The organism is Burkholderia sp. LS-044 (genome assembly GCF_004803625.1).
Taxonomy (GTDB): Bacteria; Pseudomonadota; Gammaproteobacteria; order Burkholderiales; family Burkholderiaceae; genus Burkholderia; species Burkholderia cepacia.
On sequence record NZ_SSWO01000002.1, the window covers coordinates 253,202 to 276,866 of the forward strand.

General features: G+C 68.3%; 17 protein-coding genes and 1 pseudogene. 7 read left to right on the top strand and 11 right to left on the bottom strand.

Annotation, left to right across the window (positions count from 1 at the left end; all coding sequences use genetic code 11):
• Nucleotide 1: 1 nt before the first annotated feature.
• Together E9536_RS06305 and E9536_RS06310 are read right to left on the bottom strand one after the other, a co-directional pair.
• A complete protein-coding gene (locus E9536_RS06305; protein WP_136469503.1) occupies nt 2-1,591 on the bottom strand; it encodes an NAD(P)/FAD-dependent oxidoreductase in 1,590 nt (529 codons plus the stop codon).
• 246 nt (nt 1,592-1,837) lie between these two features.
• Nucleotides 1,838-2,509: a lysoplasmalogenase gene (locus E9536_RS06310; RefSeq protein ID WP_059697801.1), complete on the bottom strand. Its 672-nt coding sequence runs from the start codon at nt 2,507-2,509 to the stop codon at nt 1,838-1,840.
• A gap of 409 nt (nt 2,510-2,918) precedes the next feature.
• Here E9536_RS06310 and speB point away from each other — a divergent pair, with 409 nt between their 5' ends.
• Nucleotides 2,919-3,887 carry an agmatinase gene (gene speB, locus E9536_RS06315; RefSeq protein ID WP_060084234.1) on the top strand — a complete coding sequence of 323 codons (969 nt, stop codon included), beginning with the start codon at nt 2,919-2,921 and terminating at the stop codon, nt 3,885-3,887.
• 248 nt (nt 3,888-4,135) lie between these two features.
• Here speB and E9536_RS06320 read toward each other — a convergent pair whose 3' ends face one another.
• The gene (locus E9536_RS06320; RefSeq protein WP_136469504.1) at nt 4,136-5,434 is read right to left on the bottom strand and encodes a citrate synthase family protein; all 1,299 of its coding nucleotides are present in this window, start codon (nt 5,432-5,434) and stop codon (nt 4,136-4,138) included.
• Nucleotides 5,435-5,537: 103 nt separating this feature from the next.
• On the opposite strand from E9536_RS06320, the gene E9536_RS06325 reads away from it, so the two are divergent.
• Nucleotides 5,538-6,971: a CoA transferase gene (locus tag E9536_RS06325; protein WP_136469505.1), complete on the top strand. Its 1,434-nt coding sequence runs from the start codon at nt 5,538-5,540 to the stop codon at nt 6,969-6,971.
• 279 nt (nt 6,972-7,250) lie between these two features.
• Here the strand turns inward: E9536_RS06325 and E9536_RS06330 are convergent, their stop codons facing one another.
• From E9536_RS06330 to E9536_RS06345, 4 genes are all read right to left on the bottom strand, one after another.
• Nucleotides 7,251-8,231 carry a sulfonate ABC transporter substrate-binding protein gene (locus E9536_RS06330; RefSeq protein WP_060319558.1) on the bottom strand — a complete coding sequence of 327 codons (981 nt, stop codon included), beginning with the start codon at nt 8,229-8,231 and terminating at the stop codon, nt 7,251-7,253.
• Between the two features lie 123 nt (nt 8,232-8,354).
• Nucleotides 8,355-9,191 (bottom strand): MerR family transcriptional regulator, encoded by an 837-nt coding sequence (locus tag E9536_RS06335; protein ID WP_021156869.1) that lies wholly within the window; start codon nt 9,189-9,191, stop codon nt 8,355-8,357.
• 87 nt (nt 9,192-9,278) lie between these two features.
• Nucleotides 9,279-9,824, bottom strand: a complete 546-nt coding sequence (locus tag E9536_RS06340; RefSeq protein ID WP_060084231.1) for a GNAT family N-acetyltransferase — start codon at nt 9,822-9,824, stop codon at nt 9,279-9,281.
• A 133-nt stretch (nt 9,825-9,957) separates the two neighbouring features.
• Nucleotides 9,958-10,977: an AraC family transcriptional regulator gene (locus E9536_RS06345; protein ID WP_136469506.1), complete on the bottom strand. Its 1,020-nt coding sequence runs from the start codon at nt 10,975-10,977 to the stop codon at nt 9,958-9,960.
• 424 nt (nt 10,978-11,401) lie between these two features.
• Between E9536_RS06345 and E9536_RS06350 the strand changes: the two genes are divergently transcribed.
• Both E9536_RS06350 and E9536_RS06355 read left to right on the top strand, forming a co-directional pair.
• Nucleotides 11,402-12,766 (top strand): MFS transporter, encoded by a 1,365-nt coding sequence (locus tag E9536_RS06350; protein WP_136469507.1) that lies wholly within the window; start codon nt 11,402-11,404, stop codon nt 12,764-12,766.
• Nucleotides 12,767-12,840: 74 nt separating this feature from the next.
• On the top strand, nt 12,841-13,926 hold the full coding sequence (locus E9536_RS06355) for a porin (RefSeq protein ID WP_136469693.1): 1,086 nt from the start codon (nt 12,841-12,843) through the stop codon (nt 13,924-13,926).
• Between the two features lie 13 nt (nt 13,927-13,939).
• On the opposite strand, the gene E9536_RS06360 is transcribed toward E9536_RS06355, so the two are convergent.
• Nucleotides 13,940-14,812, bottom strand: a complete 873-nt coding sequence (locus E9536_RS06360) for a LysR family transcriptional regulator (RefSeq protein ID WP_136469508.1) — start codon at nt 14,810-14,812, stop codon at nt 13,940-13,942.
• A gap of 131 nt (nt 14,813-14,943) precedes the next feature.
• Between E9536_RS06360 and E9536_RS06365 the strand changes: the two genes are divergently transcribed.
• Complete coding sequence (locus tag E9536_RS06365) at nt 14,944-15,942, top strand: quinone oxidoreductase (protein WP_059686154.1); 999 nt, start codon at nt 14,944-14,946, stop codon at nt 15,940-15,942.
• Nucleotides 15,943-16,001: 59 nt separating this feature from the next.
• Here E9536_RS06365 and E9536_RS06370 read toward each other — a convergent pair whose 3' ends face one another.
• Nucleotides 16,002-17,516 (bottom strand): MDR family MFS transporter, encoded by a 1,515-nt coding sequence (locus E9536_RS06370; protein ID WP_136469509.1) that lies wholly within the window; start codon nt 17,514-17,516, stop codon nt 16,002-16,004.
• Nucleotides 17,517-17,747: 231 nt separating this feature from the next.
• Between E9536_RS06370 and E9536_RS06375 the strand changes: the two genes are divergently transcribed.
• Nucleotides 17,748-19,307, top strand: a complete 1,560-nt coding sequence (locus E9536_RS06375) for a methyl-accepting chemotaxis protein (protein WP_060319565.1) — start codon at nt 17,748-17,750, stop codon at nt 19,305-19,307.
• Nucleotides 19,308-19,358: 51 nt separating this feature from the next.
• Here E9536_RS06375 and E9536_RS06380 read toward each other — a convergent pair whose 3' ends face one another.
• A complete protein-coding gene (locus tag E9536_RS06380; RefSeq protein WP_060371801.1) occupies nt 19,359-21,029 on the bottom strand; it encodes an ATP-binding domain-containing protein in 1,671 nt (556 codons plus the stop codon).
• A gap of 126 nt (nt 21,030-21,155) precedes the next feature.
• Nucleotides 21,156-22,010 (bottom strand): helix-turn-helix domain-containing protein, encoded by an 855-nt coding sequence (locus E9536_RS06385; RefSeq protein WP_006485970.1) that lies wholly within the window; start codon nt 22,008-22,010, stop codon nt 21,156-21,158.
• A 224-nt stretch (nt 22,011-22,234) separates the two neighbouring features.
• On the opposite strand from E9536_RS06385, the pseudogene E9536_RS06390 reads away from it, so the two are divergent.
• Nucleotides 22,235-23,594 (top strand): annotated as a pseudogene (locus tag E9536_RS06390) (FAD-binding oxidoreductase).
• Nucleotides 23,595-23,665 lie beyond the last annotated feature (71 nt).

A 23,665-nucleotide genomic window follows, 5' to 3' on the forward strand; every position in this document is an offset into this window, starting at 1 on the left:
CTCAGGCCGCTTCGGTGGAAGTCGAAGTCGAAGCGGCAGCGGCCGGCGCGGCGGCGGGCCGCGCCGTGGTGTCGAGTTGCGGCGCGCGATACGCGTGGTAATCGGCGATCGAGAAATGCGCGGTCGCCTGGCGGAAGCGCCACGTGAAGCCCGGCCACAGCGTGGTGTTCTTGCCGGTGCGCGGATCGAGGTACCAGCTCTTGCAGCCGCCCGTCGACCAGATCGCCTTTTTCAGCTTGCCCTGCAGGTCGCTGTTGAATTGCGCCTCGACGAGCGGACGCACCTCGATCGCATCCGCGCGTTCGCGACGCATCGCCTGCAATGCGCCGAGGATGTACTCGATCTGCGACTCGATCATGAACACCATCGAGTTGTGGCCGAGGCCCGTGTTCGGGCCGACGATCATGAAGAAGTTCGGGTAGCCGGGCAGCGTCGAGCCGAGATACGCGTGCGCGCCGTCGCGCCATGCGTCGACGATGTCGAGCCCGCCGCGGCCGATGATCGCGCCGCGTGGAAACGGATCGGCCACCTGGAAGCCGGTGCCGTAGATCAGGCAGTCGACTTCATGGCGGCGGCCGTCGGTCGTCACGACCGCGTCGGCTTCGATGTGGTCGATGCCGGTCGTGATCACGTCGACGTTCTTGCGCGACAGCGCCGGGTAGTAGTCGTTCGAGATCAGCACGCGCTTGCAGCCGAGCGTGTAGTTCGGCGTGACGGTCTTGCGGAGCTCCGGATCGGGAATCTGCTTGCGGATGTGGCGCAGCGCGAGCTTCTGCACGTTCTTCATCAGCGACGGATGGATCGCGAAGCCGAGCACGCGCGATTCGAGCATCCAGTAGATGCCGCTGCGCACGGCCTTCTGCGTGAACGGCAGCGTACGGAACAGCCACTTCTCGAATCCGGTCAGGTTGCGGTCGGGCTTCGGCATGATCCACGGCGGCGTGCGCTGGAACAGCGCGAGTGTTTTCACGCGCGGCGCGATCTGCGGCACGAACTGGATGGCGCTCGCGCCGGTGCCGATCACCGCGACGCGCTTGCCTTCGAGTGCATAGTCGTGATCCCAGTGCTGCGAGTGGAACGCGCGGCCCTTGAAATTCTCGACGCCGGGAATCGACGGCAGCGCGGCGCGCGACAGGCCGCCCATCCCGGACACCAGCACACGTGCCGACAGCCGCTTGCCGTTCGCGAACGTGAGGCGCCAGCGTTGAGCGGCGTCGTCGTATTCGGCGCGCTGCAGTTCGTGGTTCAGGCGCAGGTGCGCGCCGATCCCGAAGCGCTGCACGCAGTCTTCCAGATACGCGCGGATCTCCGGCTGCGGCGCGAACATGCGCGTCCAGCGCGGGTTCGGCGCGAACGAGAACGAATAGACGTGCGATTGCACGTCGCATGCACACCCGGGGTAATGATTGTCGCGCCACGTGCCGCCGACCGACGCGGCCTTCTCGAGGACGACGAAGTCGGTCACGCCTGTTTGCCGCAGGCGGATCGCCATCCCGAGGCCGGCGAAGCCGGTGCCGATGATGGCGATGTCGATGGTTTCGTCCAGGCCGTCGTGGCCGGGCGGACCGAAAGGCAGCGTACGAGCATTCATCCGGGTGTCTCCGATTTGGCTCATTTTCGAATGTTACATTGTTTGATGTAACGATAGTGGGTGAACCCGGAAACCGCAAGAGGCTAGAAGCGGCGCTCTAAGGGCCGGAAGCCAGGCTGGAAAAGGCTGAGCGGGGTTTGGAACGGGCCGGTTCCCGCATCGCGGGATGCGCGGAAAGGGCCGTCGGCGGGGCGAGAGAGGGAGCGCACGAGACCGCCGGCGTGCGGCGGTCTGTTTGAAACGGTATCAGGGACGAATCGTTCGGGCGGCCGTCTCATGGAAAACCCCGGCCACGATCGTGACCTGCGCGAGCGCGTAGAGGCCCCAGATCAGGTACTCGATGCCCGGAAAGCCGCCGAGGAAACGGCCGACGCCGATCAGCGTATCGGAGCCGACGAAGATCAGGCTGCCGACGGCTACCAGCGGGCTGTGCGTGCGCGCCGCGAGCGCGAAGCTCGCCATCACGCAGAGCACGAGCATGTAGACGGCGACGGGTGCGAGCAGCTCGCCGAGGTGCGGGAAGAACGCCACGTAGAACGCCGGGGCGGCGATCCACAGCCCGACGAGCGCGACGACGCGCCAGCCGTGCGGCCGTGCGCGCCAGCGCATGAAGATCGCGCAATAGCACAGGTGCGTGAGCAGGAACGCGCCGAGGCCGAGGACGAACGACAGCGGCCAGTCGGGCAGCGCGAGCAGCACGTCGCCGAGCACGGCGGTCACGAGCGCCGCACACAGCCACGCGCGTTCGCGCGCCGCGCCGCAGGTGCTGCCCGCCGCGAGCAGCAGGATGCCCATCGCGGCTTTCGCGGCGGCCTGGCCGGGATAGGGGGCGGCAGCGAGCGACAGCCCGTACAGCAGCGCGGCGACGACGGCGAGCGGCCAGAGCCGGCGGTAGGTGGCGGGAAGCGTGGCGATCAAGGCGGGTGTCTCCGGTTTGTTGTTGTCTGCGGTGGACGGCGCACGGTCGAGGGCGCGGCTGCCGGCCATTATCCGGAAGAACGGGCGCGGGAAAACCGGCGAATCCTTCTAGGACGCGGCAGGCAGGGGACGCAAAGGCGCCTGGCCGCAACCGTGGCGATCCGGCTTTGCCGTGTGCACGACGGGCGAACGCCTTCACCCGGTTTCTTCGACGTGTTGCCCCGGTCGAGCCGGGGCAACGACATCAATTCGGCTTGTTATGATCGCCGCGGTATTGCCGTTGTCGTTGTTCCGCCCGGCGCGTGACAGGATGCGCAAGCCGGTGCGTGCCCGATGAATCCATGCCGTGCCCGCTCCGCGCGCCGATGCAACGCGGCGCGGGCCGGCCCCCACGAAAAATGGTCCGACCATGACCGAACTTCTCCATGGCGACGGCGCGATCCGTCGCACGACGCCGTACGGCTCGTCGATCGAAAACACCTATGCGGGCGTGCTGTCGTTCATGCGCCGCAACTATTCGCGCACGCTCGACGGGGTCGACGTCGCGATCTCCGGCGTGCCGCTCGACCTCGCGACGACCTATCGCTCCGGCGCGCGGCTCGGCCCGGCCGCGATTCGCGCGGCGAGCGTGCAACTCGCGGAGCTTCACCCGTATCCGTGGGGTTTCAACCCGTTCGACGATCTCGCGGCCGTCGACTACGGCGATTGCTGGTTCGACGCGCACAACCCGCTGTCGATCAAGCCCGCGATCGTCGAGCATGCGCGCACGATCCTGCGCTCGGGCGCGAAGATGCTGACGCTCGGCGGCGACCACTACATCACGTATCCGCTGCTGGTCGCGCACGCGGAGCGCTACGGCAAGCCGCTGTCGCTGATCCATTTCGACGCGCACTGCGATACGTGGGCCGACGACGATCCGGACAGCCTCAATCACGGGACGATGTTCTACAAGGCCGTGAAGGAAGGGCTGATCGATCCCGCGACGTCGGTGCAGGTCGGCATCCGCACCTGGAACGACGATTTCCTCGGGATCGAGCGGCTCGATGCCGCGTGGGTGCACGACCACGGTGCGCGCGCGGCGGTCGAGCGGATCGTCGACATCGTCGGCGCGCGGCCCGCGTACCTGACATTCGACATCGATTGCCTCGATCCGGCGTTCGCGCCCGGCACCGGCACGCCGGTCGCGGGCGGGCTGTCGTCGGCACAGGCCCTCGCGATCGTGCGCGCGCTCGGCGCGATCGACCTGGTCGGTGCGGATGTGGTCGAAGTAGCACCTGCGTACGACCACGCGGACATCACGGCGATCGCGGCCGCGCATGTTGCGTGTGACTTGCTGTGTCTGTGGCGGCAGAAGAAGGTGGCGGGGGCGCTGAAGTAAGCAGGCATGCCGGGTATGCGCGTGCCGACGGCGCGCGCACGTTGTCGGCTCGGCTCGGCTCGATGCGAGGTGTGCCGATTACCGTCTGCATCCGGTGGATTCGGCGACAGGCCATCGGGGATTTCCGTGGAAGGTCCTTGCCGCCCCGTCGGCGACATCCGCGAAACGTCAGCGAGCGGCTGCTTTCGTACGCCGGCGAGGCATTCGAGTGTCACCGATGATGCGTGCCGGCGTCATCGAGCGAAAAGCTATCGATTCCTGAAGAAAGCGGAAAGCATGTCGTCTGCCGGAGCAGCACGGTGCGGCGTCGCTCGCTGCTTTCCCGATCGTCCGCGGGATCGTGCGCGATCCGGCTCGACGCCGGTGCCAACCGGCCATGTTCCTGTATAAACCGCACGCGGCCGGATGAGATCGGATTGCGCGCGCTGCTCGAGCCCGTGCGCGATCCAGCCGATCGAGCGGCCCAGTGCGAACAGGCCGAATGCGGCACCGACGGGAAGCCGCAAATGTCTGCGCAGTGCCACCAGCGCGAGATCCACGGAGGGCTTCTGGCCGGTGAGCGCGCTCCCAGCATCGAGCATCCTGTTCCACTGAGGGTGGCGCGGCAGGATCCGCGACAACAGATACGTCGCGCGCACGTCGCCGTCGGGGTAGAGCGAATGCCCGAAGCCCGGCAAGCCGTCACCCCGGGCGAGACGCTCGCTCATTTTCCGTTCGACATCCTTATTGCCGATTTCGTCCCACAGTGCTTCGCCGCGCGCCGTGGTGGCGCCGTGGCGCTCGCCCGACAGGCCGGCCAGGCCGCCGACCACGACGGCCCGCAGGCTCGCGTTCGTCGACGCAATGCACCGGCCCGTGAAGCTCGACGCGTTCAGTTCGTGATCCGCGCACAGCACGAGCGCCGCCCTGATCAGCTCGGCGCCCGCGGGCCCGACGCCCCACGCCCGTGCGCATTGCACGTGGACGGGGGCCGTATCGATCCGGGTGCGCAGCAGGCATGCCGCCAGAATCCGCACGAGATCGCCGCAGCCCTGTGCGTGACGATCGGACGATTGCTGCCAGATCGCCGTCGGCGCGTCCTCGCTCGCGACGGTGAAGAGCGGCAACAGTGCCTGCTCGGCACGTTGGTCGCCGTAGTGCCTGAAGAGCGTTCGCAGCACCGCGGGCGTAGCGGGGGCCTGGCAGCCGAAAGCGGTCTGCTCGTCGCATCGCCATAGCAGCGCCGCGACTTCCTCGAGGCTCGCACGGCTCGCGAGATCGAGCGCATCCGTGCCGCGATAGAAGAGCCGGCCGCCGTCGATCAACGTGATGCTCGATTCGAGCACCGGGGCGCCCCAGTTCAGCGCGGCCTTTGCCACTTCCTTCGGCTTGCGGCCGCGCGCGCGTTGATCCGCGAGCCGGTCGACGTCGGCCGCGAGGTAGCGGCTTTCACGGTGGCTGCCGCCGGGTTCCGCGCGAAGCAGGCCGCGGCTGACGTACGCATAGAGCGTTTGCCGCGAGACGCCGAGCCTTGCCGCGGCGTCGGTCGAATTCAGGTAGTTCGACATCGTGCGCAGAGTGAATCGTTCGACAGGTTGATCAGGATAATCAACGTTGACAGCAAATGCGAGCGAGACGATCTTTGCGTCACCTAATTCATGCGAGGCGAACATGGGTGTCGATCAAATATCGCGGGAATGGGCCACGACCGACGAGGATCGGGTGTCGCACCATCTGCGGACGTTCTGGCTGGCGGCCGGCGGCTCTCCAGCGTTTCTCGAATCGTGCAGCTTCAGCGGCGCGGGAGAACTCGTCTCCGCGTTTCGCGTAACCGACATGGCCGCGGCGGCAATCGGGGCGGCGGGGACGTCCGTCGCCGAATTGCTGCATGCGTCGGCGGGAACGTTGCCGGCGGTACAGGTCGACCGGCGCATGGCGTCGCTGTGGTTCGGCACGTCGTTGCGTCCGCAGGGCTGGACGATGCCGCCTCAATGGGATCCGGTGGCCGGCAACTATCGGGCGCGCGATCGCTGGATCAGGTTGCACACCAACGCGCCGCATCATCGACTGGCCGCGTTGTCGGTACTCGGCTGTGCCGCCGATGCGGAATCGGTCGCGCAGGCGGTGAGTCGCTGGGATGCCGGCGCGCTCGAGGCGGCGATCGTCGAGCGTGGCGGGTGTGCCGCGGCGATGTACTCGGCGCAGGAGTGGGCCGGGCATCCGCAGGGGCAGGCGGTCGCAGCCGAACCGTTGCTGCACGTTCATTCCGCGACGGATGCCGTCGCGCATGCCTGGCGGCCTTCGAGCGACCGGCCGTTGCGCGGCATTCGCGTGCTCGACCTGACGCGCATTCTCGCCGGCCCCGTGGCGACACGATTTCTCGCCGGTCTGGGGGCCGAGGTGCTGCGCATCGATCCGTACGGCTGGGACGAACCGGGTACGGTGCCCGAAGTCGTCCTCGGCAAGCGCTGTGCGCGGCTGAACCTGAAGGATGCCGCGGATCTCGATACGCTCAGGCAGTTGCTGCGCCGCGCGGATATCGTCGTGCACGGTTACCGGTCGGATGCGCTCGCGCGCCTCGGGCTCGATGCCGCGCAACGGCGCGAACTGAATCCCGCGCTCATCGACGTGTCGCTCGACGCCTATGGCTGGACCGGCGCGTGGCGTTGCCGGCGCGGCTTCGACAGCCTCATTCAGATGAGCACGGGAATCGCCGAGGCGGGCATGCGCGTGACGGGCAGCGATGAACCGGTGAACCTGCCGGTCCAGGCGATCGACCATGCGACGGGCTACCTGATGGCGACGGCCGCCATCCGCGGGCTGACCACGCGAATGACGCAGGGCGTCGGTACCGAGGTCCGCGCCTCGCTGGCGCGCACGGCAGCGGTCTTGCCGTTGCGCCCGGAGCCGATGAGCGAGGTGGTCGAACTGATAGCCGACGATCAGCGGGATCGGGCGGACCACGTCGAGCTCACATCGTGGGGGCCGGCATCGCGGCTTCGCCCGCCATTGCAGATCGACGATGCGCCGCTGCGATGGTTTTATCCGGCACGTGCACTGGGTGCATATGAACCCGGGTGGTTGTCTTCGAACGACGATCTTTGAGGAAGCGCGTTTCCCGGTCTTCGGCGCCGCATGCCCGGAAGGTCAACGTGACGCGAAGAAGTCGGGGGCGATGAACGGCCGGCCGGCTGCCGACACCATCGGCCGGCACGTGACCACGTAGAGCAACCAGGTCAATGGAGGCGCGGAGCGGGGACGTTGGCGAAGCGGGCAGTTGCTCGCCGCCCAAATTCCGCAACGTCGGGCAGTGAAGAAAAGGCCGGCGGGCAGCACGCCCGTCGGCCTTTTTCGTGTGGACGCTGTGCGAAGCGTGAGTTCGCGCTACTTCGCGGCGAGCGCGGATGCGATGCCCTTGTCGCTCCACGCGTTGTCGGCCACGCTCAGCTTCTGCGGAATCAGCTTCGCCGCGTAGAACGCATCGGCGACTCCTTGCTGGGCCGCGACGATCCGGTCGTCGATCGGCACCGCGCCAAACGGGACACGCTTGATCCACGTCTCGACGAGCGGTTGCGGCAGGCCGACCTTCGGCGCGATCAGCGCGGCGGTGTCGGCCGGATGCGCGTTGACCCACAGGCCCGTCTCGCGCGCCTGCTTCAGGATCGCGCCGACCACGTCGGGATGCTGCTGCGCGAAGTCCCGCGTCGCTTCATAGAAGTTGTTGGTCGCCGCGAGGCCCGTGTAGTCGGACAGCGTGCGTACCTTCAGCGTGTTTTGCGCGGCCGCGTAGTACGGATCCCAGACGACCCACGCATCGACGTTGCCGCTTTCGAATGCGGCGCGCGCGTCGGCCGGCGCAAGGTACACGGGGTGGATTTCGTCGTAGCGCACGCCGGCCTTCTGCAAGGCTTCGAGCAGCAGGTAGTTCGCGCTCGAGCCCTTCTGCAGCGCGATTTTCTTGCCGCGCAGGCCCGTAACCGAACGGATCGGTGAATCGGCCTTCACGAGCACGGCTTCGTTGTGCGGCGCCGGCGGTTCCGCGCCGACGTAGACGAAGTGCACGCCGGCCGCCTGCGCGAACACGGGCGGCGGCGCGCCCGTATAGCCGAAGTCGATGCTGTTCGCGTTCAGTGCTTCGAGCAGTTGCGGCCCGGCCGGGAATTCAAACCACTGGACGCCATAACCGAGCGGCTTGAGCCGCGCCTCGAGCGAACCTTGTGCCTTGACGACCGACAGCAGGCCGGCCTTCTGGTAGCCGATGCGCACGACCTTGTCGGCGCTACCTTGCGCGAACGCCGATGCCGCGGACAGCGTGACGAGCGTGACGGCGGCGGTACGGGCGATCCAGCGGGTGAAACGAATCATCGAACGGACTCCATGCAAAACGTCTTCGGGCGAGCGGCTGTGCCGCTCGGTTGGAAGAATCGTCGCATGGGCGGTCGCGCCCGCAAACGAAGCATTGCCGATATGAATATGACGGCGGCGCGCCTATGCTTCGTCGTCGTGTTCCGATGCCGGCGTGCCGGACTGCCGTGCGGCTTCGTCGCTGAGCTTTTTGTCGAGGATCGTCGCGACGCGGCCGCCGAGATAGGCGCTCGCGGCGGTTTCCAGCGCGCGGTTCGTCTCGCCTTCGACGAACACAGCCGCGAGCGGGCGCAGGCGCCAGATCGCGTCGACCAGCTCGGGCACGTCGGTGGCGGGCGGCAGCGTGCCGGCATCGTAGCGGTCGAGCCGCTTCACGACGAGATCGACGAGCAGCCGAGCGATCGCGTCGAAATGCGGCCGCGCGAGGCTGATCACGTCAAGCAGTTCGCGCGGCGGGATGCCTTCCTTCGTCATGGCGGCCGCCGCTTCGAGCAGCGCGGGGCTCTTCGCGACGAACGACAGGCCGCGCCGTTCGAGCAGGCCGAGTTCGGTGACGCGTGACAGCTGCGTGGTCGCCTGCGGGCCGAACATCTGCGCGAGCGCGGCGAGCGAATAGGTTTTCGGCAGTTCGTGCGACCAGCGGCCGCCGATCGCGTTTTCGAGGCCGAGGATCGAGCGCAGGTCGTGGCCTTCGTCGATCGCCTTGATCAGGTCCTGGATGTTCGACAGCGTGTAGCCGCGCGCGAGCAGGTGGTTGATCAGCTTCAGGCGCGCGACGTGCGTGTCGTCGTAAATGCCGACGCGGCCGCGCTTTTCCGGCGGCGCGAGCAAGCCGCGATCCTGGTACGCGCGGACATTGCGCACGGTCGTGTCGGACACGCGCGCAAGCTCGTCGACCGTGTACTCGTTGCGGGAGTCCGGCGCGGCCTCGTCGGGTGTGGAATGAGTCTGTTTTGACATGCGGCCATTCTAGCGCGACGTGGCGCGCCAGGGTCCGTTCGCGCGCATGAAGGGCCGGCGCGAGCCGGTCATTCGCATGGAAGGACCTTATGGCGAGACGGGGAGCGTGTTCGCGCCGTCGCCGAGCGGGCGCTGCAGCAGCGCCGTATCGATCCAGCGGCCGTGCTTGAAACCGGCCGCCTTCAGCATGCCGGCCGGCTCGAAGCCGAACGCGCGATGCAGCGACGTCGAGCCGCCGGTGCCGCCATCGGCGATCACCGCGATCATCTGCCGCCACGGGCCGGCCTCGCAGCGTTCGATCAGCGCCGCGAGCAGCGCGCGGCCGATCCCGCGCCCGCGCTGCGCATCGTCGATGTAGATCGAATCCTCGATCGTGAAGCGGTACGCGCTGCGTGTGCGGTACGGCGTCGCGTACGCGTAGCCGGCCACGCGGCCGTCGCATTCGGCGACGAGGTACGGCAGCCCGTGGCCCAGTACCGCGTCGCGGCGCGCGCGTAGTTCGGCGACGTCGGGCGGCGTTTCCTCGAAGGAGGCGACGCTGTGGTGCACGTGGTGCGCATAGATCGCGTGGATCGCGTCGAGATCGGCTTCGGTCGCGTCGCGGACGACGCAGGCGGCTGGCGAGATGGACATGGCGACGGAGCGACAGGGTGGGGTACGGGAAAACCACTACTATGCGGGCGAATGCCCGGCGCGTAAAGCGGTGGCCGCGGCGATGGCGAGCGGCGGCGACTGCGGCGGTAACCGCGCGTCCGGCGCCGCGGGTTCAGTTCGGCGCCCGCTTCTTCTGCGTGTCGCGCGGCAACTCGTCGAAGCGGGCGAAGTAGTAGGCGGAAAAGCGGCCGAGGTGCCCGAAGCCGAACGTCAGCGCCGTATCGGTGATGCTGGCGGCCGGGTCGGTCAGCAACTGCACGCGCGCGGCGTCCAGCCGGATGTTGCGCAGCAGCTCCATCGGGGTCGCGCCGTGATAGCGGCGACACAGCACGTTCAGCGTCCGCAGGCTGACACCGGCCGCGCGGGCGAGATCCTCGAGCGAGATCGGCGCGCAGAGCCGCGCGTGGATGAATTCGTGCAGCGCATCCATCTGCCGGATGTCGCCGCGCGATCCGGCTTGCGCGGGTGCGCCGCGCGCTTGCAGCGCCGGGCCGGCTCGCACGGCGGCGGGCGACGGCGGGCAATGCACGAGCAGGAACAGCGCGAGGCTTTGTTCGAAGTGGTCGCGCCATTCGGCCCGTATGCCGCCGTCGTCGGCAACGGCGAGCACGTTGAGCAGCGACTGCGCGATCAGATCCCACTGCGACGCAAGCGCCGTCGGCAACAGGAAGCCCGGTGCGAGGCCGGGCGCCGCGTCGTCGGGCCGGCGGCCGCAGACTGCGCGCATCAGCGAATCGGGCACTTTGACGATCAGCTGCCGGGTGCCGGTTCGCCAGCGCAGGCGCACGCGCGACGTCGGTGCCAGCACGGCGGTACGCCCTTCGGACACGCCCATCACGTGCCCGTCGCACTCGATTTCGGCGCCGCCCGCGAGGGACGTGTGGACGAGCGAAAAGCCGTCGAACGGGCGCGGGGCGACTTCGACTTCGGCGCCGTACTGCAGCGCGTAGACGCTCAGGTGATTCAGTTGCCCCTTGAACAGCGCTGCGTCGGGTACGCCCTGCTTCCAGCGCAGCGCATGCTCGGCCAGTTCCAGCGAGACCTGCTCGTGCGCATCCGTGCGCAGGCCGGATCGGAACACGCAATTCCGATACAGCGCGGACAATGCGTCCGCATTCGGGGTGAGGGGCATGGGGCGTCTCCTGCGTGGCGTTTTTCGTGCAGCACATCGGCTGGCCGCGGATGTGCGTCGTGCCACATCGGTTTCTCTTGTGAGCGAGATATCCTGAAAGGATGATATTGATCTTTGTCAGGCTTGTCGAAAGTTTCGCAAGAATCGGATAGTCCCGTCCCCGCCGGGGAGAAATCCGGATAGCGCGCGGCGTGCGGCACGAGAAAAACGAACCGGATTCGCGAGCGGCCTGCAAATTCCGGATAGTGGAAATCATTGTGGCTTCCTACACTGCGCCGGCAGCCGGACGAACAGCGGCGCATTTCATGTCAATGATTCGTACAACTACTAAGTTGATGGGCCGATCGATCGTACTAGGTCGAACTCGCGTAATGCGACGGCTACCGCCGGGCCCGGGTCCCCTCTGGAAAAGGAAGGAAGCTCCATGCGTCAAATCAACCTGCAGGCGCTCTCGGACGATGCGCGGCTGGGCAAGCTGCACGGCGTCGTGCTGTTCTGGTGCGCGCTGATCATCGTGTTCGACGGTTACGACCTGGCAGTGGCCGGCATCGCGCTGCCGGCGATCATGAACGAGATGGGCGTCAACCCCGCGCAGGCCGGCTTCATGGTCAGCTCGGCGCTGTTCGGCATGATGGTCGGCAACATCGTGTTCGGGACCGTCGCCGAGCGGATCGGGCGCCGCCGGGCCATCGCGGCCTGCCTGACGTTGTTCAGCGTCTTCACCGCGGCGGCCGGGCTGGCGCCGACGCCCGTGCTGTTCGGTGTCGCGCGCTTCCTCGCGGGCATCGGCATCGGCGGCGTCATGCCGAACGTGATCGCCCACATGACCGAATACGCGCCTCGCCGCGTGCGCAATACGCTGGTGACGCTGATGTTCAGCGGCTATTCCGTCGGCGGCATGCTGGCGGCGGTCATGGGCAAGGGGATGATCGACGCCCATGGATGGCAATCGGTGTTCGTCGCCGCGGGCGCGCCGGTGCTGCTCGTTCCGCTGCTCATGAAATGGATGCCGGAATCGCTGCCGTTCCTGATCCGGCACGGCAGGACGGACGAACTCGCACGCATCGCGCAGCGGCTCGATCCCGCCTGTCGGCCGCAACCGGGCGACTGCTATGTCGTTCCGCGCGCCGACCACACGGGCAACGCGCCGGTCCGGCAGCTGTTCGACGACGGCCGCGGGTTCAGCACGGTCATGTTCTGGATCGCGTGCTTCATGTGCCTGTTCATGGTGTACGCGCTCAGTTCGTGGTTGACGCGGCTGATGGCGGGCGCCGGCTACAGCCTCGGCTCGGCGTTGACGTTCGTGCTGGTGCTGAACGCCGGCGCGATGGTCGGCGCGATCGGCGGCGGCTGGCTGGCCGACCGCCTGCCGATCAAGACGGTGCTCGTGTCGATGTACCTCCTTGCCGCCGTGTCGATCACGCTGCTCGGCTACCCGATGCCGACCGCGCTGCTGTTCGTGCTGGTCGGCCTCGCGGGTGCGTCGACGATCGGCACGCAGATCGTCAACTGCGCATATGCGGGGCAGTTCTATCCGATGGCGATCCGTTCGACCGGCATCGGCTGGACGTTGGGTGTGGGCCGCAGCGGCGCGATCCTGGCGCCGATCGTCATCGGCGTGCTGGTGGGCATCAATCTGCCGCTGGCACAGAACTTCATGGCGATCGGGCTGCCCGCGCTGGTGGCGGCCGTCGCGGTCGGCTTGATCGATCAGCGTCGCTCGGCGTCGCGCCACGGCCCGGCGGTTTCGGCTGCCGAACGGCACGTGTCGTCCGCCGGGCAGTCCTGAACGGTTTATCCGCGGCCCGCATCCTGTGAAGGGGACAGTCAGTCATGCAGCTCGATTCAAGGGCGTCGAAGGCGATGGTGGGGTGGAGTGTGTTCGCGTCGTCGCTGACCGCGACGACGGGCACCGTCCAGGCGCAGGGCAGTGTGACGCTGTACGGCATCGTCGACACCGGCATTTCGTACTACAACCATGCGGCGCAGGGCGGATCGGCGGTAGGCATGCCGCATCTGACCGGCGAATTGCCGTCGCGGTGGGGCGTGAAGGGTATCGAAGACCTGGGGGGCGGCAACCGGGCGTTTTTCGTGCTGGAGAACGGCTTTCAGCCCGGCACCGGTCGGCTCAACTACGGCGGGCGACTGTTCGGCCGGCAGGCGAACGTGGGACTGAGCAGCGCATACGGAACGCTCACGCTCGGCAGGCAAATGAACATGACGGCCCATGCGCTGGCCAACGCCGACGTGATCGGGCCGTCCGTTCATTCGCCGAGCAACTTCGACGCCTATCTGCCGAATGCGCGCAGCGACAACGCGATCGGTTACCTGGGCAAGTTCCGCGGGCTCACGATCGGCGGCACCTACAGCTTCGGCCGCGATGCCGCCGGGCCGGCCGGGCCTTCCGCGACCGGCTGCGCGGGGCAGGTGCCGGGCAATCTGCTCGCGTGCCGGCAATATACGGCGCTGGTCGCTTACGACGCGGCGCGCTTTGGCGTTGCAGTGTCCTACGACGTGAAGCGCGGCGGGGCGGGCGCATCGGCGCCGCTCGACAGCAGCGCCCATACGAGCACGCACGGCGTCGTCGGCGGCTATGCGGTGATGGGGCGCGCGAAGCTCGGTGCGGGATGGATCAGGAACAACGTCGCGGCGGCCGGCCATTTGCAGATCGATATCGTCTTCGCGGGCGTTGCCTATGCGCTGACGCCTGCGGTCACGTTCGATGCACAAGGCACGCGTTATCTGCAACGCGGGCCCGCGAGCAACGCGAACGCGACATTGCTGGCCGGGCGCGCCAACCATCAGCTGTCCAAGCGGACGCGCGTCTATACGTCGGTCGGCTACATGCTGAACAGCGCGAGCGCAGGCAAGGCGGTCGCCGCCGGCGGCACGGTCGAAACGGGGCAGAGCCAACTGGGGATCATGGCCGGGCTACAGCAGCGGTTCTGACGAGGCCGGGGCGTCAGAGCCGCCCATCCGCCGCGCGAACCGCCTCGGCGATCGCATCCGCGACACGCTGTACGCGCGGCGAGCGGCGCACGTCCGGATGGACGACGAGCCAGATTTCGCGCTCGATATCGCAACGCGGCGCGGCGGTCAGTTCGACGAGCGGCGCACCGGCTTGCGCGGCCGGATCGTCGACGAGAAAGCGCGGCAGCAGCGCGACGCCGGCGCCCGCCGCGCACGCGCGATGCTGCGCGGCGAGGTCGTTCGCGATGAACGCGAAACGGCGCCCGGCCGCGAAACGCTCGATCCACTGCTGCTGCGGCGTTTGCGCGAGCGCGTCGTCGTAGCCGACGAACGTCCAGGTGTCGGGCGGCGCGCTCGCCCATTCCGGCGACGCGCACAGCGCGAAGCGCATCGTGCCGAGCCGCCGCGCCGCGAGCCCCGGCTCGGTCGGCCGCGACAGCCGCACCGCGAGATCGGCTTCGCGCGCGTACAGGTTCGCCGCGTGCATCTCGCCCATCAGGTCGATCCGCAGCGCCGGCCATGCGTGCTGCGCGCGGGCCAGGCGCGGCGCGAGGAAATGGCTGGCGAACACCGGCGACGCCGATACGCGTACCACGCCGTCGAGTGCAGCCGCACCCTGGGCGGCGCGCGCGAACGCATGTGCGTCCGCTTCGAGGCGTGCGGCGTGCTCGGCAAGGTGCAGCCCTTCGTCGGTGGGCGGCCAGCCGCGCGGCAGCCGGTCGAACAGCCGGATGCCGAGCGCGGACTCCAGCGCGTCGATGCGGCGCGCGACCGTCGAATGCTGAACCTGCAGGGTCCGCGCGGCCGCCGACAGGCTGCCGCCGCGCATCACCGCGAGGAAGTAGCGGATGTCGTCCCAGCTCATCGGCGGCGCGGCCGCGGGTGTGGATGCTTGATCGGTCGAATTTTGCACAATAGATGGGCGATCAACGGGAATTCCGATCGATTATGCACGATGGGATGATCGTGTCACTTCATTCGATTGCGAGGAACGTCATGACCCAAACCACGACCGCCATCCGGATCGGGATCGACCGCTACGGCGACGCCGGCGTGCTGCGCCGCGTCGATGCACCCGTCGCGCCGCCCGATGCCGGCGAGGTACGGATTCGCCAGACCGCGATCGGCGTGAATTTCGTCGACATCTATTTCAGGACGGGCGCGCATGCGTTGCCCGCGCTGCCGGACGCGCTCGGCGTCGAGGCGGCCGGTGTGATCGATGCGGTCGGGCCGGGTGTGACGGATCTCGTCCCCGGCCAGCGCGTCGCGTATGCGGGCATGCCGACCGGCAGCTATGCGAGCCTGCGCACGATGCCGGCCGAGCGCGTGGTGCCAATCCCCGACGGCTTGAGCGATGACGCAGCGGCCGCCGGGCTGCTGAAAGGGATCACCGTTTACATGCTGATGCATCGCGTCCGGCAGGTCGGCGCGGGCGACACGGTGCTCGTGCACGCTGCCGCCGGCGGCGTAGGACTGCTGGCGACGCAATGGGCGCGTGCGCTCGGCGCGCGGGTGATCGGCACGGTCGGGTCGGCCGCGAAAGCCGCGCTCGTGCGCACGCATGGCGCCGAGGCGGTCGTCGATTATCGCGAGGAGGATTTCGTCGCGGCGGCGCGCGCGTTCGGCGGCGGCACCGGGGTCGATTACGCGATCGACGGGATCGGCGGCGACGTGCTGACGCGCACGCTCGGTGCAGTCCGTCCGTTCGGGATGGTCGCGAGCATCGGGCAGGTGGCCGCGATCGGCGCACGGCACACGTTCGATCTCGACGAACTGGGGCCGGCGCGCTCGATCGCGCTGGCGCGGCCGAGCGTGCTCGGCTTCATCGCGCGCGACGTCGACGGTTACCGGGAGGCTGCGCGCGCGACACTCGAACGGCTGGCGAGCGGGATGCATGTGGAGATCGGCGCGCGGCTGCCGCTCGAGCAGGCGGCCGATGCGCACCGGCTGCTGGAGTCGCGTGCGACGACGGGTGGGGTCGTGCTGGTGCCGTAACGGCGGGTGGCGGCGAATCGCGAGGCGGCCCGGGGGCTGCATCGCGGTTCACCGGCAAGTCAGTTGTGCTTGCGCAACGGCGCATCCTCAACGAACCACGCGAGCACGAACGCGATCGCGATGACCGTCGCCGCCGCGAGATAGACGACGTGCAGCGAACCGGCGAACGCATGCAGGTACGCGTCGCGCACGGCATCCGGCAACTGCTGCACGGCGGCCGGGCCGAGCGTGGGCGGCAGCTCCGTGCCGGCCGGCAGCGCAGCCATCACCCGCGACTGCAGCCCGTGCGAGAACAGCGCGCCGAACGCCGCGACGCCGAGCGAGCCGCCGATCGAGCGGAACAGCGTCGCCCCCGACGTCGCGACGCCCATGTGCCGGAATTCGACCGTGTTCTGCACGGCGAGCGTGAGCACGGGCATCACCATGCCGAGCCCGATCCCGAGCAGCGCCATGTACGCATACATCGTGTGCAGCGGCGTATCGAGCGTCAGTGTGGACAGCAGCGCCATCGCGATGCCGCCGGTCAGCGTGCCCAGGATCGGAAACATCCGGTACGAGCCGAGCCGCGAGATCAGCCGGCCGCTGACGACCGACGTCACGAGCATCCCGCCCATCATCGGCAACAGCTGCATCCCGGCCTGCGACGGTGTCGAACCCTTCACGACCTGCAGGTAAAGCGGAATGAACGTGACCGAGCCGAACAGCGCGATGCCGACGACGAAGCCGATCAGGCTGACCAGCACGAAGGTGCGATGGCGGAACAGTTCGAGCGGCATGATCGGCTCGGCCGCGAGCCGTTCTTCGTAAATGAAGCCGCCGATCGAGACGACGCCGAGCACGAGCGTCATCCACAGCTGCGGCGACGTCCACGGCAGCAGCGAGCCGCCTTCGCTCGTGAACAGGATCACGCAGGTGAGGGCGGTGGCGAGGAACGCGGCGCCCATGTAGTCGATCCGGTGCTTCACGTGCGCGGTGTGCGGCCGGAACGCGACGCCGATCACCGCGAGCGCGAGAAAGCCGAGCGGCAGGTTGATCGTGAAGATCCAGCGCCACGACAGGTGCTCGACCAGGAAGCCGCCGAGCAGCGGGCCGACGATCGTCGCGAGGCCGTACACGCCGCCGAACATCCCCTGATAGCGCGCGCGGCGATCGGGCGGCACCAGATCGCCGATCGCGGCCATCGTCACGACCATCAGGCCGCCGCCGCCGAGCCCCTGCAGCGCGCGCAGCACGATCAACTGCGTCATGTCCTGCGCGACGCCGCACAGCGCGGAGCCGGCGAGGAACAGCACGATCGCGGCCTGCAGCACGATCTTGCGGCCGTACAGGTCGCCGAGCTTGCCGTACAACGGCAGCACGACGGTGGACGACAGCAGGTACGCGGTAACGACCCACGACAACTGGTCGAGCCCGCCGAGCTCGCCGACGATCGTCGGCAGCGCGGTTGACACGATCGTCTGGTCGAGCGCGGACAGCAGCATGACGAGCAGCAGCGCGGCGACGATCAGCCCGGTCGGCGCGTCACGGCGGGCCGTTTCGGCGGCCGGCGGAGTGAGGAGGGTGTCGGTAGTCATCGATATATCTGCCATGGCAGGGAATTGGCTCGAACTATAGCGATGGATAGTTGACCAGTCAATTTCTGCCCGGGCTCGATTTGTTGCAACGGTAACAGTAGATTGCCGACGCAAAAAATTGACCGGGATCAGCCGGAAAGCAGGGCCGGACTCAAGTTTTTTGCAGGCAAACCGTAATACAGCGTGCTGCGGACCGATTTCCGCGGCACTTTTCACCGCTCACGTCCCGTCATGAACCTGAACGCCCTGTTTTCCCGTTTCTCGATCCGCACGCGGATCTTCTCCACGCTCGGCCTTGTCGCCGCGCTGCTCGTCGTGTCGGGGCTGATCGGCCTCGCCGGCATGCAGAGCTCGAACCGCGCGCTCGACGAGGCTTATACGCAGCAGTTGGCGGCGAAGACCGCGCTGTCGACGGCCAGTCTCAACCTGACGATCGTGCGCACGACGCTCGACCGCGCGCTGCTGCACCCGGAAGCGCCGGACGTGCCCGATCTCGTCAAGAAGGCCGAGAGTTATCTCGCGAAGGCCGACACCGCGTGGCGCGGTTACGCGTCGATGCCGCACGACGGCGACGAAGGCCCGCTCGCGAGCCGCCTCGATGCCGCGCGCCAGGCGCTGATCGGGCAGGCGCTGAGGCCGATGATCGACGCGGTCCGCGACGGCCGCCGCGACGAGGCCGACCGGCTGCTGATGTCGGTCGCGCCGCCGCTGTCGGTTGCGCTCACGCAGGCGACCGATGCGCTCGATGCGTACCAGGGCGCACGCGGCAAGGAGGTGTACGACACCGCGCAGACCTACTACGGCTGGATGCGTGCGGGCGCGATCGCGGGTATCGCGTTCGGCCTGGCCGCGTGCCTCGGCTGCGCGATCGGCCTGCATTACGCGATCACGCAGCCGGTGAACCGCCTGCTGTCGCATTTCCGCCGCCTGTCGGAAGGCGACCTGACGTCGGAAGTGCGCTGGTCGTCGCGCGACGAGATGGCCGAACTGGTCAACGGCGTGACCGGCATGCAGCGCAGCCTCGCGGACACCGTGCGCCAGGTCAGCCAGGGTTCCGAGGCGATTTCGACGGCGACGCACCAGATCGCGGCCGGCAACACCGACCTGTCGCAGCGTACCGAGGAACAGGCGTCCGCATTGCAGGAGACGGCCGCGAGCATGGAGCAGCTCACCGCGACCGTGAAGCAGAACGCGGACAACGCGGTGGAGGCGCAGGCCTGCGCGGACACCGCGAGCGAGATCGCCACGCGCGGCGCGACCGTGGTCGGCGAGGTGATCGGCACGATGAACGAGATCGACCAGAGCTCGCAGAAGGTTGCCGACATCATCGGCACGATCGAGGGGATCGCGTTCCAGACCAACATCCTCGCGCTGAATGCGGCGGTCGAAGCCGCGCGTGCCGGCGAGCAGGGCCGCGGCTTCGCGGTGGTCGCGGGCGAGGTGCGCACGCTCGCGCAACGCTCGGCGTCGGCGGCGAAGGAAATCCGCACGCTGATCGGAGAGTCGGTCGAGCGCGTCGCGAACGGCTCGCGGCTCGTCGGCGTGGCCGGCACGACGATGCAGGACATCCAGCAGGCGATCGGCCGCGTGACGGGCATCATGACGGAGATCGCGGCCGCGTCGAACGAGCAGCGCGACGGGATCGAGCAGGTGAACCGCGCGGTGTCGCAGATGGACCAGGTCTCGCAGCAGAACGCGGCGCTCGTCGAGCAGGCTGCGGCTGCAGCGGCTTCGCTGGAGGAACAGGCGGACGGGTTGCGGCGCGCGGTGGGGGCGTTCCGGGTGGCGTGATCGACGGTGGGCGGCGACACGACGGGCGCTTGCCCGCCGGTCGCCTGCCGATTACGTCACGGTCGCGAGTTGCGCGGCCGCACGCGACGACGCGACGATCAGCAGTTTCATCGTCGCGCGCGTCGCACCGACGAACAGCTTGCGCGCGGCACGCGCGTCGAGCGTATCGAAGTCGACCTCGGTGAGGATCACGCAGGGCGCCGACTGGCCCTTGAAGCGGTAGATCGAATCGAGCAGCACGTCGCCTTCGCGATATTCCGGGTTGCCGAACAGGTCGTACTTGCCGGTGAAACTCTTGAGCCGGTGCGGGCCGAGCTGGTCGAGCGGCGCGAGCACCGAGCCTTCGCGGCCGCGATACGACAGCACCGCGATGTCCTGCTTGCGAAAGCCAAGCGACAGCGCGTGCGTGATCGCCCGCTTGGTCGCGTCGACGCAGGCTTCGGCCAACGCGTCTTGCGACGCACCTTCTTCCCCGTACGCCGACACCGACGGATCCGAACCGTCGAACGGGCTGCCCGAGCGCAGCTCGGCCGCGAGCGGCTCGACCCTGCCGACGATGTCGCGCACGAATTCGAGCAGGTCGCGCGGGCTCCGGTAGTTCGTGAGCGCCTTCAGCGTGACCCAGCCCGGCAGCGCGACGGGCTCGCGCATGTACAGGTTCTGCAGCGGATCTTCCAGCCACCACCATGCGCCGTCCGGCACCAGCAGGCGCTCCAGCGCGGCTGCCCACGGCGCGTGGAAATCCTGCCCTTCGTCGACGACCAGCACGTCGAAGCGCCAGCGTTCGGAAATGGGCGTTTGCGCGAAGCGCGCCTCGAGCCGTTCGAATTCGCCGGGCACCTGGAAGTCCGGCGTATAACCGCCGTCGCGCGCGACCCAGTCGCACAGCTGGTGGTAATTCGCGATCTTCGCGCCGGGCGGCGCGATGCGCGTGATGTAGTCGGCAAGCGGCCGGTTGAAGCACACATAGAGCACGCGCTTGCCGGCCGCGACGGCATCGCGCATTGCCTGCACCGCGAGCTGCGTCTTGCCCGAGCCGGCCGTGCCGGTGACGCGCAGCCGGAACGGCGCGAATTCGAGCTGGCGCGCCCATGCGGCGAGCCCGCCCGACAGCCGCGTGACAAGCGTGCCGGCCTGCCCGACGAGCGCGCTCGTATCGGGCGTGAGCGCGAGCTCGTCCGCGAGGAAATGGTGGAGTTTCGGCGCGTTCGGAAAGTGCTCGTCGTCCTCGGGCAGGATTCGCAGGATCACCTGCGCGAGCTGCGCCTTGCGCGACGCATCGACGATGCGGTCGGCCGCGACGCCGGCGATCGACGCGTCGCGGATCGAGTAGTCGGGGCAGTACAGCAGCGCCTCGACGCCGTAGACACCCGCGCCGAGCGCGGCCGTCAGGCGCCGGTGCAGCGTTTCCTGCGTGCGCGCGAGCTGGATCGGGACGTTGCGTTCCTTCTGCAGATAGACCTTCACGAGCCCCTTCGGCGTTTCGCGCAGGAAGCCGGCTTTCTGCTCGATCAGCAGCACGCGGCCGGCCGGGCTCACGACGACGAACGCGGCCTCGCCGAACACCGAGAACGCCTGGTCGGCGCGCGTCCAGTGCACGCCGTGATACACGGTGTAGCCGTCGGGCAGCGCGTGTTCGAGGGCCGCGAGCGTTTCGCGCTCGCGTTCGGCCGCGCCGGTCGCGGCGAGGCTTTTCCAGTCGTCGGGGATGAGGCGGGCCATGGCGTCGGGCGGCGGATGCCGGCGTGGGCGTGAACGGGTGCGGCTATTGTACTGATCCACGACCCTGTTCACGACCGCCGTGCCGGGCGGACGATGGCCGTCCGGACGGGGAACGGCCCGCGGACGTTACCCGCGTGCGAGCCGTTTCGCGAGATCGGCGCTGAGGATCGCCATGCGCGCGGGTTTTTCGTAGCAGACGACGTCGAACGCGCGGATCACTTCGCTGATGTCGGCCTCGCTCGCGCGGCCGGTGAGCAGGTCGCCCGTCAGCACGAAGATCGGCGCGCCCGGGTTGTCGGACGTGCGCACGGCCTTGATCGCGGTGGCGGCCGTGCTGTCGTCGAACAGCCATTCGGTCAGGACCGCGTCGAACGCCTGGCCCTGCAGCGCGTCGACGAACGGCGCGAGGCCGTCGAATGCGGCCGTCGCGAAACCCTGGCGTTCGAGATAGCGGCACAGCTCGGTCGCGCTGACGCGATCGGGGTCGATCACCGCGACGACGAGCTTGTCGCTCTCCGCGCGGCGCGGATAGATCTCGATCTTGTGCACGTCGTACGCGTTCTGGTACAGCACGCCGGTGTGGCGCAGCACGCGCCAGCGGCCGTTCTGTTCGTACGCGACGAATTCGGGGCGCGCGCCGGCTTCGAGCGGCGCGCCGATCCATGCGGTGCACGGAATCTCGGCGACGCCCGCATAAAGTACGGCCTCCTGCGAATAGGCGCCGACCATGCCGGGGTCGAGCGTTTGCGCGCCGAACAGCTGGGCGGCGGGTTCGCCGTACGCTTCGGCGACTTTCTTGATCTGCGCGAGCGTCCAGGGGCTGCTGCCGCGCAGCTTACGATGGCCTTGCGAAAAGCTCAGGTCGAGGATGCGGCATAGCTCGGTGGTCTGCTGGCGCTTGCCGATGCCGTTGCGGGTCATCAGCTCGCGCACGCGCTCGGCAACCGCGAGGGAATCCGTGGTGATTGCTTCAGTGGTCATGCTACGGGAACGGATCGTGACGTTCAGAACGACGCCTTGCGGCAGTCTCGACGGACAGTCTTCGTGACGTCCAGGGGCGAGCCGACCGGCCACGCGCGGAAAAGATAACTTTACCGCAAAATGGTCGTTATTCAGCGTCGTGAAAGGTGCGTTTGTGTGAAAGGTGTGTCACGACGTTACCACCGCCGCCCGTATCCGGATGCATTAACCCCTGACAGGAAACAATGACAACCACCTATCCGCTGCACGATGCCCTGACCCTTGGCGATACGCCATTCCCGGCCGACGCCGACGTCGTGATCGCCGGCGCCGGCATCATGGGCTGCGCAGCCGCGTATTACCTGGGTCTGCGCAGCCGCGTATTACCTGGGTCTGCGCGGCCTGAAGGCCGTCGTGCTCGACAAGTCGCGTATCGCCGGGCAGCAGTCGACACGGGCGTGGGGCTTCGTGCGGCAGCAGGGCCGGGAAGCTGCCGAGGTGCCGCTGATGATGGCCGGCATGCGGATCTGGGAAACGTTAGAGGAAACCCTCGGTTTCGATCTCGAATGGCGGCAGGGCGGCTGTCTTTATATTGCGGACAACGAAACGGACTGGGCGTCGTTCAACGCGTGGCTCGCGGTCGCGCGCGAGCACGGACTCGACACGCGCACGCTGACGCGCGCGCAGATCGACGAGCGCGTCAGCGGCCTTTCGCCGCAGGCACGCACGCTCGGCGGGCTGTATACCGCGACCGACGGGCAGGCCGAGCCGCGCCGGGTGGCTGCCGCGTTCGCCGCGCGTGCCGTCGAGGCCGGCGCGCGCTTCTTCGAAGGCTGCGGCGTGACCGCGATCGAGACGGCCGGCGGCGCGGTGGTCGGCGTCGTGACCGAGCGCGGCACGATCCGCACGCGGCGCGTGATCTGCGCGGCGGGCGCGACCAGCTTCCGGCTGCTCGACGGCGTCGGCATCCGGCTGCCGCAGCAGGCCGTCCGCGGCACCTGCATGCGCACCAATGTGGTGCCGCCGGTGTCGGCGTCGACGGTGTGGGGGCACGGCCTCGGCATCCGGCAGCGCAAGAACGGCGCGATCAATCTCGCCGACGACATGCAGGTCGACGTCGACCTGACGCTCGGCCACCTGCGCGGGTTGAGCCTGTTCTGGCCGGAGTTCTGGTCGCAGCGCGACAAATTCCGGCTGCACGTGAACGGGGCTGCCTGGCGCGATGCGCTTGCGCGCATCAACGGTGCGACCGGGCCGATCGAGCCGCGCGATCCGCAGCCGCAGCCGAATCGCGCGCATGCGCCGCGTGCACTCGCGAAACTCAAGACGATCTTTCCCGCGCTGAAGGACGCGCAGATCGTCGAGGCCTGGGCGGGCCTGATCGACGTGCTGCCCGACGGCATTCCGGTGATCGATGCGCCGGGCACGCCGTCCGGGCTCGCGATTGCGACGGGGTTCTGCGGCCACGGTTTCGCGATGGGGCCGATCGTCGGGCGGCTGCTTGCCGAATGGATCGACACCGGCGCGCCGTCGCTCGACCTGTCGGCATTTCGCGCGCAGCGCTTCGTCGACGGGACGATGGTGCGGCCGCGCAGCATGTTGTAACGGATGAATCGATGCGATGACGTCGGCCGGTCGCGGCCGACCCATCGTAGAATCGAGCCCGCATCCTTCAG